The 15,876-nt window shown below is 63.2% G+C and carries 16 protein-coding genes and 1 tRNA gene; 3 read left to right on the top strand and 14 right to left on the bottom strand.

Going from position 1 to position 15,876, the window contains the following annotated elements:
- Positions 1–76 precede the first annotated feature (76 nt).
- The 7 genes from rlmN to trmJ form a co-directional block, all read right to left on the bottom strand.
- Complete coding sequence (rlmN, locus tag C6V82_RS12060; protein ID WP_102587245.1) at positions 77–1,204, bottom strand: dual-specificity RNA methyltransferase RlmN; 1,128 nt, start codon at positions 1,202–1,204, stop codon at positions 77–79.
- Positions 1,205–1,279: 75 nt separating this feature from the next.
- Positions 1,280–1,702, bottom strand: a complete 423-nt coding sequence (gene ndk / locus C6V82_RS12055) for a nucleoside-diphosphate kinase (protein WP_229843181.1) — start codon at positions 1,700–1,702, stop codon at positions 1,280–1,282.
- A 234-nt stretch (positions 1,703–1,936) separates the two neighbouring features.
- Positions 1,937–2,263, bottom strand: a complete 327-nt coding sequence (locus C6V82_RS12050) for a HesB/IscA family protein (protein ID WP_102587243.1) — start codon at positions 2,261–2,263, stop codon at positions 1,937–1,939.
- Positions 2,264–2,340: 77 nt separating this feature from the next.
- Positions 2,341–3,498, bottom strand: a complete 1,158-nt coding sequence (locus C6V82_RS12045; RefSeq protein ID WP_102587242.1) for an aminotransferase class V-fold PLP-dependent enzyme — start codon at positions 3,496–3,498, stop codon at positions 2,341–2,343.
- A gap of 64 nt (positions 3,499–3,562) precedes the next feature.
- Positions 3,563–4,033 (bottom strand): Fe-S cluster assembly transcriptional regulator IscR, encoded by a 471-nt coding sequence (iscR, locus tag C6V82_RS12040; RefSeq protein WP_102587241.1) that lies wholly within the window; start codon positions 4,031–4,033, stop codon positions 3,563–3,565.
- Positions 4,034–4,114: 81 nt separating this feature from the next.
- The gene (gene cysE / locus C6V82_RS12035; protein WP_102587240.1) at positions 4,115–4,966 is read right to left on the bottom strand and encodes a serine O-acetyltransferase; all 852 of its coding nucleotides are present in this window, start codon (positions 4,964–4,966) and stop codon (positions 4,115–4,117) included.
- Between the two features lie 123 nt (positions 4,967–5,089).
- Positions 5,090–5,881, bottom strand: coding sequence for a tRNA (cytosine(32)/uridine(32)-2'-O)-methyltransferase TrmJ (gene trmJ, locus C6V82_RS12030; RefSeq protein ID WP_102587239.1), 792 nt, complete (start codon positions 5,879–5,881; stop codon positions 5,090–5,092).
- A 142-nt stretch (positions 5,882–6,023) separates the two neighbouring features.
- Here trmJ and C6V82_RS12025 point away from each other — a divergent pair, with 142 nt between their 5' ends.
- Complete coding sequence (locus C6V82_RS12025) at positions 6,024–6,818, top strand: inositol monophosphatase family protein (RefSeq protein WP_102587238.1); 795 nt, start codon at positions 6,024–6,026, stop codon at positions 6,816–6,818.
- 106 nt (positions 6,819–6,924) lie between these two features.
- Here C6V82_RS12025 and secF read toward each other — a convergent pair whose 3' ends face one another.
- The 5 genes from secF to queA form a co-directional block, all read right to left on the bottom strand.
- Positions 6,925–7,851 (bottom strand): protein translocase subunit SecF, encoded by a 927-nt coding sequence (gene secF / locus C6V82_RS12020; protein ID WP_102587237.1) that lies wholly within the window; start codon positions 7,849–7,851, stop codon positions 6,925–6,927.
- 9 nt (positions 7,852–7,860) lie between these two features.
- Positions 7,861–9,711 (bottom strand): protein translocase subunit SecD, encoded by a 1,851-nt coding sequence (secD, locus tag C6V82_RS12015; RefSeq protein WP_102587236.1) that lies wholly within the window; start codon positions 9,709–9,711, stop codon positions 7,861–7,863.
- Between the two features lie 155 nt (positions 9,712–9,866).
- Positions 9,867–10,199, bottom strand: a complete 333-nt coding sequence (yajC, locus tag C6V82_RS12010; RefSeq protein ID WP_102587235.1) for a preprotein translocase subunit YajC — start codon at positions 10,197–10,199, stop codon at positions 9,867–9,869.
- A gap of 113 nt (positions 10,200–10,312) precedes the next feature.
- Complete coding sequence (gene tgt / locus C6V82_RS12005) at positions 10,313–11,431, bottom strand: tRNA guanosine(34) transglycosylase Tgt (protein ID WP_102587285.1); 1,119 nt, start codon at positions 11,429–11,431, stop codon at positions 10,313–10,315.
- 26 nt (positions 11,432–11,457) lie between these two features.
- Positions 11,458–12,498: a tRNA preQ1(34) S-adenosylmethionine ribosyltransferase-isomerase QueA gene (gene queA / locus C6V82_RS12000; RefSeq protein ID WP_102587234.1), complete on the bottom strand. Its 1,041-nt coding sequence runs from the start codon at positions 12,496–12,498 to the stop codon at positions 11,458–11,460.
- A 152-nt stretch (positions 12,499–12,650) separates the two neighbouring features.
- On the opposite strand from queA, the gene C6V82_RS11995 reads away from it, so the two are divergent.
- Positions 12,651–12,737: transfer RNA gene (locus tag C6V82_RS11995), tRNA-Leu, on the top strand.
- A gap of 99 nt (positions 12,738–12,836) precedes the next feature.
- Positions 12,837–13,142 (top strand): addiction module antidote protein, encoded by a 306-nt coding sequence (locus C6V82_RS11990; RefSeq protein WP_102587233.1) that lies wholly within the window; start codon positions 12,837–12,839, stop codon positions 13,140–13,142.
- Positions 13,143–13,264: 122 nt separating this feature from the next.
- On the opposite strand, the gene C6V82_RS11985 is transcribed toward C6V82_RS11990, so the two are convergent.
- Together C6V82_RS11985 and C6V82_RS11980 are read right to left on the bottom strand one after the other, a co-directional pair.
- Positions 13,265–15,331, bottom strand: a complete 2,067-nt coding sequence (locus tag C6V82_RS11985; RefSeq protein WP_102587232.1) for a TonB-dependent receptor family protein — start codon at positions 15,329–15,331, stop codon at positions 13,265–13,267.
- Positions 15,332–15,577: 246 nt separating this feature from the next.
- Positions 15,578–15,838: a hypothetical protein gene (locus C6V82_RS11980; protein WP_102587231.1), complete on the bottom strand. Its 261-nt coding sequence runs from the start codon at positions 15,836–15,838 to the stop codon at positions 15,578–15,580.
- Between the last annotated feature and the right edge of the window lie 38 nt (positions 15,839–15,876).

Genomic DNA, 15,876 nt, shown 5'->3' with positions numbered 1-15,876 from the left:
GTGGTGTAGGCCCGTGGGCTGGAAAGCCTGTTCATCAAAGCGTCGAGCCCGGTTGAAGTCAAGGCGACCCCCTTGGTCAGTCGGCGTCGATCTGGATCGACTGGATGTAGCGTTCGTGGCGTCGGGTACGATCCTTGACGCGTCCCACCAGTTGGCCGCAGGCGGCATCGATGTCATCCCCCCGTGTGGTGCGTATTGGTGCCGTGTAGCCGAGTTCATAAAGCCACTGCTGGAAACGTACCACCTGGTTGCGCGACGGTTTCTCGTAGCCGGAATGGGGAAACGGGTTGAATGGAATCAGGTTGATCTTGCACGGCAGCTCGCGAAGCAGTTCAGCGAGCTGGCGGGCGTGCTCCTGCTGGTCGTTGACATCCTTGATCACCGTGTACTCGATGGTCACCATACGCCGGTCAGCGCACTTGTCCAGATAGCGGTGGCAGGCGTCCAGCAGCGTGCGGATATTGTACTTGCGATTGAGCGGCACGAGTTCATTGCGCAGCTCGTCGTTGGCGGCGTGCAATGAGATGGCAAGGCTCACGTCCAGCTCATCACCTAGCCGGTCGATCATCGGCACCACGCCTGAGGTCGACAGGGTGACGCGGCGCTTGGAGAGCCCATAGCCGTCGTCGTCCAGCATCAGCTTCATTGCCGGTACGACGTTGTCGTAATTCAACAGTGGCTCGCCCATGCCCATCATGACCACGTTGGTCACCGGGCGGTTAGCGGTGTCGTTGCGTGGCCCGGCGCTGCGGCTTGCGACCCACACCTGGCCGATGATCTCGGCGGCGGTGAGGTTGCGCTGGAACCCCTGCTTGCCGGTGGAGCAAAAGCTGCAATCCAGCGAGCAGCCAACTTGGGAAGAGACGCACAGGGTGCGTCGCTTGCCATTGTCGGCGGGGATCAGCACGGTTTCCACGTAGCTGCCGTCCTCGACCTCCAGCACCCACTTGCGGGTGCCATCGCTTGACGTGCCCTCGTAGACCACGCCAGGCCCGCGAATCTCGGCGACCTCGTCAAGCCGGGTACGCAATGCCTTGGACAGGTTGGTCATGGCCGCGAAGTCGTCACAGCCCTCGTGGTGAATCCACTTCATCACCTGGGCGGCACGGAACTTCTTTTCGCCGATGGAGAGGAAATAGGCTTCCATCTCATCGCGCGACATGCCGAGCAGGTTGGTTTTCTGGGGTGCGGTATCAGCGGTCATGGCAATCAGCGGGTCGGAGAAGGGGAAGCAGCACGGGAGGCGGGGGCATGGCCCCCGCCCGCAGGACGAGCGCGATCAGCGTGGGCAGATCTCGTCGGTATCAAAGAAATACGCGATTTCACGCTCGGCGGACTCCGGGGAATCAGAGCCGTGCACGGCGTTGGCATCAATGGTCTCGGCGAAGTCGGCGCGGATGGTGCCCGGTGCGGCTTCCTTGGGGTTGGTGGCACCCATCAGCTCGCGGTTCTTGGCGATGGCGTCGTCACCTTCGAGCACCTGAACGACCACTGGGCCCGAGGTCATGAAGCCAACCAGGTCCTTGAAGAAGGGGCGTTCCTTGTGCTCGGCGTAGAAACCACCGGCCTTGTCGTCGGAGAGGTGCAGCATCTTGGCGGCCACGACCTTGAGGCCGGCCTTCTCGAAGCGAGAGACGATCTCGCCGATGGCGTTCTTGGCGACGGCATCGGGCTTGATGATGGAAAGGGTGCGCTGGGTCACGGGCATTTCTCCGGATTGGCAAGGGTGAGACGCAAACGCCATCGGGCGTCGTTTTCATGGTGGTTGGTAAATCGCCGAATAGCGCCGCGCCGCCCGGGGCTCACCGTAGAGGGAGCGCGGGGCGGCGCGGCGAATCGAATGAAGCTGGTCGGCACGTTCGCCGATTGGGTGCGCATTATAACGCTGTGGGGCCTGGTTGAACAATCGTCGCTCGGGAGCCGCGGCCTGGCGTGCTCATACGGTGAAGCTCTCTCCGCAACCGCACTGATCCTTGACGTTGGGGTTGTTGAAGCGGAAGAAGCGGTTCAGGCCTTCATTGACGTAATCGACTTCGCTGCCGTCGAGCATCTCAAGTGCGTCTGGTGCGACGAAAACTGTCGCGCCGTGGTCCTTGAAGCTGATCTCGTCGGATGCCGCTTCATCGGCGAAGTCCAGTACGTAGCTGTAGCCGGAGCAGCCGCTTGGCTTGACCGATACACGCAGGCCAAGGCCATGGCCGCGTTCGTCGAGTACACGACGGATCTGGTCGGCGGCGGCGGGGGTGATCGAGAGGTTCGCCATGATCAATCTCCTGAATTCGGTGAATGCCTGTGATTCGGCGCGGTACGGCGACATGTCGCTGTGTGCCAGGCCGGATGTCAGGTCGTGGTGCGGCGCAGCCCTTCCAGGGCATGCCGCAGGGCCGCCAGGGCCTTGTCGATGTCTGCGTCGGTCGTGAAGCGCCCGAAGCTGAAGCGCAGGGAAGCAAGCGCAAGCGGGCGCGGCACGCCGATACCCTTCAATACATAGGATGGCTCTACGCTCGCCGAGTTGCAGGCCGAGCCGGTGGAAAGGGCAATCTCGCGCAGCGCCATCAGCAATGATTCGCCATCCACGCCTTCGAAGGCGAGGTTGATGATGTTGGGCACCGCGACACGGGTATCGGTATTGTGGTGGACGCCGTCGATATCGGCCAACCCCGCCAGTAAGCGGTCGCGCAATGTGGCAATGTGTTGCTGGTCGGCTTCTCCCTCGGCGGCAGCCAGGGCGAACGCTTCGCCCATGCCAACGATCTGATGCGTGGCCAGGGTACCCGAGCGCATGCCTCGCTCATGGCCGCCGCCGTGAATCAAGGCGTCCAGGCGGAAGTCGGGTGTGCGCTTCACGTAGAGTGCGCCAATCCCCTTGGGGCCATAGGCCTTGTGGCCCGACAGCGACATCAGGTCGATGCCCAGTGCCTTGACGTCCAGAGGTATGCGGCCCACCGCCTGAGCGGCGTCGACATGGAAGGCCGCGCCACCGGCGTGGACGACCTCGGCCAGCCCGGCAAGCTCATGAATGGCGCCGAGCTCGTTGTTGACCGCCATCAGCGAGACCAGCACGGTATCCGCGCGCATCGCATCGCGCAGCGCCTGGGGCGTGACACGGCCATCACGGCCGGGAGCGAGCCAGGTCACCTCGAAGCCTTCCTGCTCGAGCGTCAGGGCGGTATCGACCACCGCCTTGTGCTCGATCGCCGAGGTGACCAGGTGACGCCCGCGGCCACGGTTGGCGCGCATGAATCCTGTCAGCGCCAGGTTGTCGGCTTCGGTGGCGCCGCTGGTCCAGACGATCTCGCGCGGGTCGGCGCCGATCAGATCGGCTACCTGGCGACGCGCCCCTTCCACCGCCTGTTCTGCCTGCCAGCCGAGCATATGGCTGCGCGACGCTGGGTTGGCGAAGATGCCATCCAGTGTCAGGTGGCGGCACATGATCTCGGCGACCCGTGGGTCGACCGGGGTGGTGGCGGCGTAATCGAGGTAGACGAGTGAGTTCATGATCGGCAGCGGGATATCCTGAGTGGCGAAAACGTCAACTGACGGGAGGCAAAGGGCGTATGGCTCAGGGCGCCGTCGCCAGGATGCCGTCCTCGCCCGGTTGACGCCGTTGGCGGCCGGCGATGCGCTGCACTTCCTGTCGGGTGGCGAGCTCCTTAAGGGTGATGCCGTCGAGAAAGCCATGGATATGATCGGACAACTCGGACCACAGATGATGCGTCAGGCAGGTATCTCCCTGTTGGCAGTCCGATAACCCGCCACAACGTGTGGCATCCACCGATTCATTGACCGCATCGATCACTCGGGCCACCGAAATTTCTTCGGCTGCAGTGGCCAGCAGGTAGCCGCCCCCCGGCCCACGAACGCTTTGCACCAGGTTTGCCCGGCGCAGCCGGGCGAACAGTTGCTCGAGATAGGAAAGCGATATCTCCTGGCGCCGTGAAATGTCGGCCAGGCTGATGGGGCCAGCGTGGGCATTCACGGTAAGGTCGAGCATGGCGGTAACGGCGTAGCGTCCCTTGGTGGTCAGGCGCATTCGGTTGACTGCCTCTGCGCCGGTTCGGTTCGGCGCTCAATGGTCGGAGACGAGCATTATGGTAAAGCCCGAGTGCTACGGTCAACCATTGTACCGGTCACGCTCCCTGGGCGTCTCGTCGGTGTCCTCCTCGACGGGGGGGCAGCAACTGTCGACATCGGCAAGGATATCGGCGAAGTCCTCGTCGCGCAGTTCCGGCAGGCGTCCATCGCGATAGCTGGCGTCGAGCTTGCGCAGCGTGCCGCACATGCGCTCGATACGCTCGTCGACGGCATGCATATGGTCGAGCATCGCCTGGATCGAGCGTGCCACCGGGTCTGGCATGTCCTGACTGATGCCGTAGGCATCGAAGCCGAACTTGCGGCGCATTGCCTCGCGGCGCGTCGGATCCACCTCAAGCTCCTCGGCCTGGTCGGGGTCGATGCGCTGCACGATCTTGCCGGGAATGCCAACGACGGTAGCCCCGGCCGGTACTTCCTTGGTGACCACCGCATTGGAGCCGACCTTGGCCCCGGCGCCCACGGTGAATGGACCGAGGATCTTGGCCCCGGCGCCAACGATCACGCCGTCGCCAAGGGTCGGGTGACGTTTGCCCTTGTTCCAGCTGGTGCCGCCAAGGGTCACCCCCTGATAGAGCGTGACGTCGTCGCCTACCTCGGCGGTTTCGCCGATGACCACGCCCATGCCATGGTCGATGAAGAAGCGCCGGCCGATGGTCGCACCAGGGTGGATTTCCACGCCGGTCAGCCAGCGCGAGAAGGTGGAGCAGGTGCGCGCCAGCCACTTGAGATTCTTTCGCCATAGCCAGTGGCTGAAACGGTGGATCAGCAGGGCGTGCAGCCCCGGATAGTTGGTCAGCACTTCCAGGAAGTTGCGTGCCGCCGGGTCGCGGGTGAATACGCTGTTGATGTCCTCGCGCAGACGTTGAAACATGCGGCGGTCCTTGAATGTGTGAGAGTGCCCGCGATCGCTTGTCGAAATGGCTCGCAAGGGCGTGTCACATGGGGCTATCTACAAATAGGGCTGTCTTTATAGTGGGGGCGTTGCCATCAGCCTTCAAGACGCCGCATCGTCGCCGGCATCAGGTGAGCCTTGAGCGCTTCTGTTGGCGGCGACCTTTTCGGTGGCCGAAAGAATGCCGCGCAGGATGTTGAGCTCCATGCGTTCCGGGCGTGAACGCAGGGTCAGCCGGCGCAGGCGCGCCATCAGTTGGCGAGGCATGGCCGGGTCATGGAACTCGATGGCGATCAGCGTGCGCTCCAGGTGGGCGAAATAGTGCTCCAGCTCCTCGTGGGTCGCCAGCGGCTGGCCTTGGCTGTCATCAGGTGGTGTCGCGCTGCCACCCTGTTCATGATCGAGCCATGCCAGGCGGCATTCATAGGCCAGCACCTGTACGGCGGCGGCCAGATTAAGCGAGCTGAAATCGGGGTTGGTGGGGATGTGCACATGGGCATGGCAGCGCTGCAGTTCGGCGTTGGTCAGCCCGCTATCCTCGCGACCGAACACCAGCGCCACGCGGGCAGCCGAATCGGCCAGTTCCAACGGCAACCGGCTACCCAGCTCGCGCGGGGCGATCATCGGCCAGGGCAGGGTGCGTGAACGGGCACTGGCACCTACCACCAGGGTGCAGTCCGCCACGGCTTCCTCGAGCGTTGCCACCTGCCGCGATCGATGCACCAGCGTATCGGCCCCGGAGGCACGCGAGATGGTGTCGGCGGTCAGCGGCTCGCAACGAGGCGCTACCAGCGCCAGGTCGCCAAGCCCCATGTTTTGCATGGCGCGTGCGGTGCCGCCGATGTTGCCGGGGTGGCTGGTGCCGATCAGGACGATTCGGATGCGTTCGAGCATAGGGGCCTGCCTGGATGGAGTGTCGCGAAAGCCGCACATACTAGCATGTGGCGGCCGCGCTTCGAATGGCGCATGGCGTCGGCTTCTGCTAGGATTCGCGCCGTCCCGTTCTTTAACACCACCGACTCCTCAAGGCCCGATCATGCATCCGATGGTCCAATTCGCGTTGCGCGCCGCGCGCACCGCTGGTGAACAGTTCCTGCGCATCCGCGAGAGAATCGAGAATGCCCACGAAGAGCACAACCTCGACCGTCTGCTCGAGGACGCCGCTCGCAATGCCGAGTCGCTGATCGTTCGTCAGCTGTCTCGTGGCTACCCCGAGCACGGCGTCGTCGGCCGCTTCACCCCCCATACCGCCGGGCAGGGTGAAGGCCGCGACACGCTGTGGAAAATCGAACCCTTCCATGGCTATTCGAACCTTGGCGTTGCCGCCTCCGGTTTCGCGCTGTCGGTGGTGTGCCTGGTCAAGGGCCGTCCGGAGCACGCGGTGGTGATCTGCCCCTTCAGTGATGATGAGTACCTGGCCAGCCGCGGTCGCGGCGCTCAACACAATGGCAAGCGCATCCGTGTGCCGAAGACCACCAATGTAGGCGGCTCACGTATCGCCATGAGCCTGCCGGAAAGCTGGTTGCGCTCGCGCCACCTTCCGGCCTATCTCTCCGTGGTCCAGCAGCTTGGCCCGCAGGTCGAGGTGCAACTCGCATCGGGAAGCGGCCTGCTCGACCTTGCCGAGCTCGCCGCCGGCCGAGTGGATGCGGCCTTCGTGCTGGGTCTCGAGGAGCAGGACATGCATGTCGGTTCGTTGCTGCTCAAGGAAACCGGTGCGTTGATGGGCACCCCTGATGGCAAGCCTTCTGTCGATACCGAAGGCCAGTTGATGGCTGCCGGCCCGCGTCTCTACAAGGCGCTGGTACAGCAACTCACCCCGCACTTCTGAGCCGTAAGCGATAAGCCTTAAGCTGTAAGTAAAAACCCCACGCGCCAGACGGCGCGTGGGGTTTTTGTTTTGCCACAAACTAATGCTGATCAACAGCTTACAGCTTTCAGGGCAACTCTTCCTCGCCTTCCTCGGTTTCCTTCTTCGGCGGGATGAGATCTTCGCGGTCGAGCTTCACGGTGATCAGCAGCGCGGCCGCCACGTAGATGGACGAGAACGTCCCCACGACGATGCCGATGATAAGGGCGACCGAGAACTGGTGGATCATGTCACCGCCGAGCATCAGTAGCGCGATCAGCACCAGCAAGGTGGTGCCGGACGTTGCCAGCGTGCGCGACAGGGTCATGTTGATCGCTTCGTTGAAGATCGCCGGCATGTCGTCGATGCGCGATTTGCGGATCGTCTCACGGATGCGGTCGTAGACCACGATGGTGTCGTTGAGCGAGTAGCCGATCACCGCCAGTATCGCCGCCAGCACCGTGAGGTCGAAGTCGAGCTGGAACAGCGAGAAGATCCCCAGCACGATGATCACGTCGTGCACCAGGGCCAGCAGCGCGCCGATGGCGAACTTGTACTGGAAGCGGAAGGCCACATAGAGCATCACGATGCCCAGCGCGACCATCATCCCGAGCCCACTCTGGTCACGCAGTTGCTCGCCGACCTGGGCGCCAACGAACTCGGCGCGGACCAACTGGACCTGCTCCCCCCCCTCGCGCAGTAGCGATACCACGCGTTCGCCGACGTCGGCGTCGAACGTCTGCTGTAGGCGGATCAGCACTTCGTTGGAGGCGCCGAAGTTCTGTACCGAGACATCGCGGAATTCGGCGGCCTCGAGCAACTGGCGCACCGCATCCAGCGAGGGTGCCACGGCATAGCGAACTTCCACCAATGTGCCGCCGGTGAAGTCGAGCCCCAGATTGAGCTGTTGGAACAGCAGCGAGACGATCGATACCAGGATCATCAGGCCGGAGATCGCAAAGGCGATTCGGCGCTTGCCCATGAAATCGAATTGTCGGTTGATGAGGGCTTTCATTACCACCTCTTAAATCGAGAGCTTCTTGACCGGCTTGCCGCCGTAGGTGAGGTTCACCATCGCACGGGTCACCACCAGGGCAGTGAACAGCGAGCTGATGATCCCGAGCGAGAGCGTCACCGCGAAACCCTTGACCGGCCCAGTGCCGATGGAAAACAGGATCACGGCCACCAGCAGGGTGGTGATGTTGGCGTCGACGATCGAGGTGAAGGCGCGCTCGTAGCCGGCATGGATGGCCTGTTGAACCGACAGCCCTCCACGAAGCTCTTCGCGTATTCGCTCGAAGATCAGTACGTTGGCATCTACCGCCATGCCAAGTGTCAGCACGATGCCGGCAATGCCGGGCAGCGTGAGGGTGGCGCCGAGCAGTGACATGGCCGCCACCACCAGCGTCAGGTTCAGGGCCAGGGCAACGTTGGCGATGATCCCGAACACCTTGTAGCGAATCAGCATGAACAGCACGACCAGCAGCAGGCCCACCTGAACCGACATGATGCCGCGTTCGATGTTCTCGGCCCCCAGGCTCGGGCCGATGGTGCGTTCCTGCACGAAGTAGATCGGCGCTGCCAGGGAGCCGGAGCGCAGCAGCAGGGCGAGCTCGGCGGCCTCGGTCGGCGATTCGAGACCGGTGATGCGGAAGCTGTTGCCAAGCGCGCTCTGGATGGTCGCGAGGCTGATGATGCCGCGCTCGGTATAGGTGTCGCGTACTGTGGTTTCCTCGCCATCCACCATTTCGATGGCATCGCGGGTCTTGTGCTCGATGAACAGCACGGCCATGTTGCGGCCGATGTTGGTGCGGGTGGCACGGTTCATCAGGGTGCCGCCGGTGCCATCCAGGTTGATGTTGACCTGGGGGCGACCGTTCTCGTCGAAGCTTCTGCTGGCGCTGGAGACGCTGTCGCCGGTGATGATGACATCCCGCATCAGGTCGGTTGAGCGGGACGCGTCATTACGAAACGGGAATGGCTCGGTCTCGGCACTCGGGGCGTCCGGGCGCGCCTCGAGGCGGAATTCCAGGTTGGCGGTAGCGCCCACCACGCGCTTGGCGGCCACGGTGTCCTGGACGCCGGGCAACTCGACGACGATGCGATCCGGCCCCTGCCGTTGCACCAGAGGCTCGGCGACCCCCAGCTCGTTGACACGATTGCGCAGTGTCGTGAGGTTCTGGTTGATCGCGTAGTCCTGGATTTCGCTCACCGACTGGTCGGTGAGCGTCATGGCGAGCTGCGCGCCACGCCCATCCCCTTCGTTGGCGTACTGGAAGTCGGGGAATTCACGGCTGATCAGGGTGCGAGCCGCGTCGCGATCCTGCGCATCGGTGAAGGTCAGCGTGAGGGTGCGCTCGTCGATCTCGGTGTCACGATAGCGAATGCGTTCGTCGCGCAGTATCTCGCGCATGGCACTGGCATTGACCTCGAGGCGCTGGGTTACCGCTGCCTCCATGTCCACTTCAAGCAGGAAATGCACGCCGCCTCGCAGGTCCAGGCCGAGGGTCATGGGCGAAGCGGACAGCGACTGCAACCACTCCGGTGTCGATTCGGCCAGGTTGAGTGCCACCACGTAGTCTTCGTCGAGCATCGCGCTGATACGGTCACGGGCACTGATCTGGTCATCCGGGGTAGCGAAGCGTATCAGCACATTGTTCTGTTCAGTTTCCAGAGACTCGATGTCGATGCCGGCACTGTTCAGGGATTCACGAATACGCTCGATCTGACTCTCGTCGAGGGTGGTGTCACCACGCGCTCCGCTGATCTGTACTGCGGGATCTTCGGGGAAGAGGTTGGGCAGCGAGTAGACCAGGCCAGCGAGCAGGATGGCGAGTACCAGCAGATACTTCCACAGGGGGTAACGGTTGAGCATGCGAGCCTTGCCCTTGATTTCTGACAACGTGCGTTGTGGACGATTGAAGGCTGACGGGAAGACGTCATGACCACCGACGGCGTCTGTCGGCGGTCGCAGCACGACCCCGCCGGCCTGGCTTCATGAGCAGCCAGCGGGGTCGTGGCGGGCACGGGTCAGATGGACTTGATGGTGCCCTTCGGTAGCACGGCCGCCACAGCGTTCTTCTGCACGCTGACTTCGGTACCTTCGGCGACTTCGATGCGAATGAATTCGCTGTCGTCGCTCACCTTGGTGATGCGGCCCAGCATGCCGCCGCCTATGACGATCTCGTCACCCTTGGTCAGGCTGCCGATCAACTGCTTGTGCTGCTTGGCGCGCTTGGACTGAGGCCGCCACAGCAGGAAGTAGAAGATGAGCACGAAGCCGACCAGCATGACGATCTGGGCGATACCGCCGCCGGCGGGAGCGTCCTGGGCGTAGGCCGGAGAGATAAGGAAGTCCAGCATCTGGGTGTGTCTCCTGGTTGTCGATTGAAGGCGTTCAACGTGAGTTGTTGGAACTTGGTATATCGAATCGGTCGATGGCGGACAGGGGCGCTAATCCGCTGGCCGACCGCGGGTCAATTCGGTGCGGGAGGAACCGGCAGACCGCGCTGCGCGTAGAAGCCTTCCACGAAGTTGGCCAATGTACCCGCTTCGATGGCACCGCGCAAACCAGCCATCAGGCGCTGGTAGTAGCGCAGGTTATGGATGGTATTGAGCATCGCCCCGAGCATCTCGCCACACCGCTCCAGATGGTGCAGATAGGCGCGTGAGAAGTGTTGGCAGGTGTAGCAGTCGCAGCCATCCTCGAGCGGACCGGTATCATGGCGATGCCTGGCATTGCGGATCTTGACGGTGCCCAGGGCGGTGAACAGATGACCATTGCGTGCGTTGCGTGTGGGCATCACGCAGTCGAACATGTCGATCCCGCGCCGTACGCCTTCCACCAGATCCTCGGGCTTGCCGACGCCCATCAGGTAGCGGGGCTTGTCGTCGGGCATCCAGGTCGGCAGGTAGTCCAGCACCTGGATCATCTCCTCCTTGGGCTCGCCGACCGACAGCCCGCCGATCGCCAGGCCATCGAACCCGATCTCCAGCAGGCCTTTCAGCGACTGTTCACGCAATTCGGGATACATGCCGCCCTGGATGATACCGAACAGCGCCGAAGGCGAGTCGCCATGAGCCTCGCGTGAACGCCGCGCCCAGCGCAGCGAGCGCTGCATGGAAAGCGATGCCTCCTGCTCGGTGGCCGGGTAGGGCGTGCACTCATCGAAGATCATCACCACATCGGAACCCAGCGAACGCTGGACCGCCATGGACTCCTCGGGGCCCATGAATACCTTGGCGCCATCCACCGGCGAGCGAAAGTGCACGCCCTGCTCGGTGATCTTGCGCATGGCACCTAGCGAAAAGACCTGGAAGCCACCGGAGTCGGTGAGAATGGGCTTCTCCCACTGGGCGAAGTCGTGCAGGTCGCCGTGGGCCTCGATGACCTCCGTGCCGGGGCGCAGCCACAGGTGAAAGGTATTGCCGAGGATGATCTCGGCGCCGATCTCGGCAACCGACTCAGGGGTCATGCCCTTGACCGTGCCGTAGGTGCCCACCGGCATGAAGGCGGGGGTCTCGACGCTGCCGCGGGGGAAGGTCAGGCGACCACGACGGGCACGGCCATCGCTTGCCAGCCGTTCGAAAGTCATGAAGCATTCGTTACGCATGATCGATTTCAACGTTCCTTGCGGGTCAAGAACATGGCATCGCCATAACTGAAGAAGGCATAGCGCTCGGCCACCGCCTCGCGATACGCCTGCATGATGTGGTCAAAGCCGGTGAAAGACGCAACCAGCATCAACAGGGTCGACTCCGGCAGGTGGAAATTGGTCACCAGCGCATCGACGCACTGCCACTCGTAACCGGGGTAGATGAAGATATCGGTCTCGCCGCTGTAGGGCGCGATCTCGCCCGTGGCGCTTTTCATGCAGGCGCTCTCCAGGCAGCGCACGCTGGTGGTGCCCACCGCAATGACGCGGTTGCCCCGCGCCTGTGCGGCGCGCACCTGGCCACAGACCGTCTCGCTCACTTCTATCCACTCGCTGTGCATATGGTGCTCGCGAATATTATCGGCGCGTACCGGCTGGAAGGTGCCGGCCCCCACATGCAGGGTGACGAAGGCGCTCTCCACACCCTTGTCGGCCAGTCGCTCGAGTAACGGCTCGTCGAAGTGCAGCCCGGCGGTGGGGGCCGCCACGGCGCCGTCACGACGCGCGTAGACCGTCTGGTAGCGGTCCCTGTCGGCAAGCTCGTCCTCACGGGTGATATAAGGTGGCAGCGGCATGTGGCCGTGACGCTCCAGCAGCGTGATCAACGGCGTCTCGCCGAGAAAACGCAGCTCGAACAACGCCTCTTGCCGCCCCTCGACCACCGCGTGAATATCGCCCTCGAAGACCAGCTCGGTACCGGGCTTCGGCGACTTGCTGGAACGCAGGTGCGCCAGGCCACGGTGGGCATCCAGCGGACGCTCCAGCAGCATCTCCACCCTGCCGCCGCTGGCCTTGTGGCCATGCAGGCGTGCCGGAATCACCCGGGTGTCGTTGAAAACCAGCAGATCCCCGGGGGCAAGCAGCGCCAGCAGATCGGGAAAGCGGCGGTGGGTGATCTCGCCGCTGGCGCCCTCCAGGCACAACAGGCGGCAGTCACTGCGTTGCTCGGAAGGGTAGCGGGCAATCAGCTCGTCGGGCAGGTCGTAATGGAAGTCGGCGCGCTGCATGTCGGGTCGGGGTCCACGGATCACAATCGTTCGGTCGGCTCGCAGAAAGCCGGGCAAGCCGCATAGGATACCGATTCAGCGCCATGAAGTCAGCGTTGTATCGCCCCGGCGATTGACCTGCCCCGGCGCACACGTATAATACGCAACGCGTTGCCGGCGTGGCGGAATTGGTAGACGCAGCGGATTCAAAATCCGCCGAGGGCAACCTCTTGTCGGTTCGAGTCCGACCGCCGGTACCAGATACGAAACAGCCGCCCTAGGGCGGCTGTTTGTGTTTCTGGGGGTGTGGTGGCCTGGCAGCCAACTCGTCTCAAGCAGGTCATAAGGAGAGCACGAACATGAAAAGCCACGACGCTGCCGTTGTCGAGATGCTGCGCGATGACCCTGACATGGCGCTCGATTACCTGCGCACCGCCTTCGATGAGCTGGACGAGGAGGGGGGAGAATCTGCCTTCCTGATGGCGCTGCGTAATGTGGTGGAGGCCCAGGGCGGCATGGCTGCCGTGGCTGAGCGTGCCAAGGTCTCACGCGAGAGCCTGTACCGGGCATTGTCACCCAGGGGGAACCCGACCCTGCGCACCATGACGGCCGTTATCAAGGCGACTGGCATTCACTTCCATGACCTGACGCATCAGGCTCCCTGATCCGTCTGGCTGATTGGATTCACAATCCGCCGTGGGCAACCTCTTGTCGGTTCGAGTCCGACCGCCGGTACCAGATACGAAACAGCCGCCCTAGGGCGGCTGGTGACTAACGGGCGGCTTCTCTAGAAGCTCAGTTCAAGACCAGCGTAGAAGGTTCGTCCGGCGGCGGGTTCGTAATAGCGACCTCCGAAGGAGTTGATGCGCACGTTCTCGTAATAGTTTTCATCGAGCAGGTTACGGACTCCCAGGTTGGCCCCCAGTTGGGTAGTTCCGCCGCCGAGGCGCCAACTGTCACCGGCCTTGAGGTTGAACAGCCAGTGGTCGTCGATCGTCACCTCGTTGGCATTGTCGGCATAGTAGTCGCTGGTGTACTGGGCCTCGAGAGTGGCGAAGCGGTCACCGCTGCCGTACCAGGTCAGGCCATTGTGCCAGACTTGTCGTGGCTGCCCCGGCAGGCGGTTGCCGGCGACGTCGTTACCGCTGTCCTCGAACCGGTCGAAGCGGTAGTCGGTCAGCGTCAGGGCGCTGGTCCAGCGCCAGGCCAATGAGAAGCTCCAGTCCACGCCCATTTCGATCCCGTCGCGGGAGGTCTCGCCGGCGTTTTCGTAGAAGGTTCTTTCGTTTGGCGCGTCGAAGCCGATCAGTTCGTCATCGGCAGCCACCGAAAAGGCCACTAGCTCATAGCCCAGGCCATTGTCGAAGATGCCGCGCAGTCCGATCTCGCGGTTCAGCGCCTTCTGGGGTTGGACCTCGGGATTGAAGCCACCTCGCCCATCGGGCCGAGCAAACTCGGTAAAGGTCGGTGTCTCGAAGGCGTTGCCCAAGGTGGCATAGACTTGGTGGTCGGGTTGGTAGCGATAGCTCAGCCCCAGGCTGCCGGTCCATTCACGGAAGGTGCGCCTTCCGCTATCGTCCTGGCCGTCGGCGATGAATCGGTCGTCGATGTCCATGCGTACCTGGTCATGGCGGACGCCAGCGCTGAGCTCCAGTGTGTCGGTGAGCCCAAGTTCCGTCTGCAGGAAGATACCCGCCGAGGTGGCAGTCTGCTGCTCATCGGCGGTGATGCCGGTCACCTCACCTCGTGCATTCACCGAGCGCCGACCACGGTCGTCTTCCTGGCGGGCCAGATCGATGCCGGTGACATAGCGCAGCGGCATGTCACCCACCCTGCGTTCACCCGTGTAGTCGGCGCCGCCACCGTAGTAGTTGCGCGCATAGTCGATCAGGCTGCTGCCCGGGAAGGGCAACTGCTGTTCGAAGTCACGGCGGCTGGCGAAGCCGCGGATATTGATCTCGCCGCCCAGGGCGTCGAGATCTTCGTAGTGCAACCCGACCAGCTGCTGCTCCACGCGTTGCCCCGAATCCAGCGGGATTGCCACATCGCGAGCCTGACGTCGATCCTCGGCAACCTCCTCGAGGGTCAGGGCACTGGGGTCCTCGGCGGTGGGCATGTCGAGGATATTGACCAGCGCCGACAGGGTCCGGTCGTCGTCCAGGCGATAACCGACCCGTGCATTGAGCAGCCGCTTCTCTACCTTGCTCTGTTCGCGGTAACCGTCGAAATCCAGGGCTGAAACACTCACGCTGTGCACCCAATTGCCGGTTTCGCCGCCATTTCGCACGGATAGTTTGTGGAACCCGTCGCTGCCTTGCTGAAGCGTCAGCACAGGCGAGCGCCGCATCTCGCTGCCATCGCCGGTGGTGATGTCGATCACGCCGCCGGCGGCATTGCCGTAGAGTACCGAGGAGGGCCCGCGGATCACTTCGATGCGCTCGGCGCTGTCCAGGTCCACGGCATCGATCTGGGCCTGGCCGTCGGGCAGGGTGTAGGGGATACCGTCGACACGGATATGCAGGCCGCGGATACCGAAGGTGCCCCGGGCGCCGAAGCCGCGGCTGGAGATACGCTGGCCCTGGGCGAAATTGTCGCGGTTCTGCAGGAAGACCCCGGGGACCCTGTCCAGGGCCTCGTCCAGCCGAACCCCTTGCTGGCCCTGCTGGATATCCTCTCGGGTCAGCGCCGAGACGGCGGCCGGGGTGTCGTAGAGGTCCCGAGCGAGTCGCGGGGCGGTTACCGTGATGGTGGGCATGGCTTCTGGGGGTGCGTAGTCTCCCGTCGGCTCGGGCTGAGCCCAGCTGACGGGCACGATCAGCCCGGTCAGGCACAGCGTTGGCAAGCGATGTCGCATGGTCACGGCTCTTTGCATCGGGGCGAATCCAAAGCATAGCGTTGACAACAACGTCTTTCGTTTAGAGATCCTTGGCCCGGCCTGCTTCAGCGTCGTCCAGATGATGGGTAGCCGGATTGGTGCTGACCTGTTCGCCGCGCTTCGCGACATGTTGTAACCGGCAAGACGTTATATCAGTGTCGGCGCAGCCGTTCCCGGCGACCTTCACTGAGGCCACCCTCGTTGTACGCGATTGGCTGCCGGCGACTAGTCCACCTCGCCCGTCTCGATATCCAGTGCGGTGGTCGATGTGCCCAGAAGGACTTCCTGGGTACGGTTGCCACCCCAGAAATTTGGCGAGGGGGCAGAGACTGGCAGGTAGACCAGGCCGCGCTCTTCATCGGCGGACATATGCGTCCAGACGTTGGCGCCACCACCTGCGACCAGCAAGACAATCACAGGCTGGCTGGCGCCGGCGAGGTAACGGCTATGTTCGCTACCATACAGATGCCCCTCTCGTCCTGTCATTATGCTGCTGGTAGCGTTTGCGTCCGGTCCCCTGCCAT

The sequence above is a fragment of the Halomonas urumqiensis genome, from assembly GCF_003028575.1.
Lineage (GTDB): Bacteria > Pseudomonadota > Gammaproteobacteria > Pseudomonadales > Halomonadaceae > Halomonas > Halomonas urumqiensis.
This window is presented reverse-complemented; position numbering and strand designations above follow the sequence as displayed.